This is a genomic window from Prochlorococcus marinus (assembly GCF_001180245.1).
Lineage (GTDB): Bacteria > Cyanobacteriota > Cyanobacteriia > PCC-6307 > Cyanobiaceae > Prochlorococcus_A > Prochlorococcus_A marinus_F.
Genome location: NZ_CVSV01000013.1, coordinates 1 through 209 on the forward strand (window position 1 = coordinate 1; position 209 = coordinate 209).

Annotated in this window: 1 pseudogene; it reads right to left on the reverse strand. The window is 29.2% G+C overall.

Going from position 1 to position 209, the window contains the following annotated elements:
• A pseudogene (locus AMO19_RS00125) lies at nt 1–206 on the reverse strand (NAD(+) kinase); the annotation flags it as partial.
• Nucleotides 207–209: the final 3 nt, after the last annotated feature.

Genomic DNA, 209 nt, shown 5'->3' on the forward strand with positions numbered 1-209 from the left:
GTTCCATCTCCACCAAGAACTATGCCAATATTTGGTTGTGATTCTGAATTAGAAAAATATTTTTCAATTTCATCTTTATGAAAATCACTTTCAATCCTGTTTGATTTAATATTTTTTGCTTTAAGAACTTCTTCACAGAATTTTGAAGCCTCTTGAGCTATAGAACTATCTGAACGATATACAATGAGCACTAATGAAAGTTTCATTTA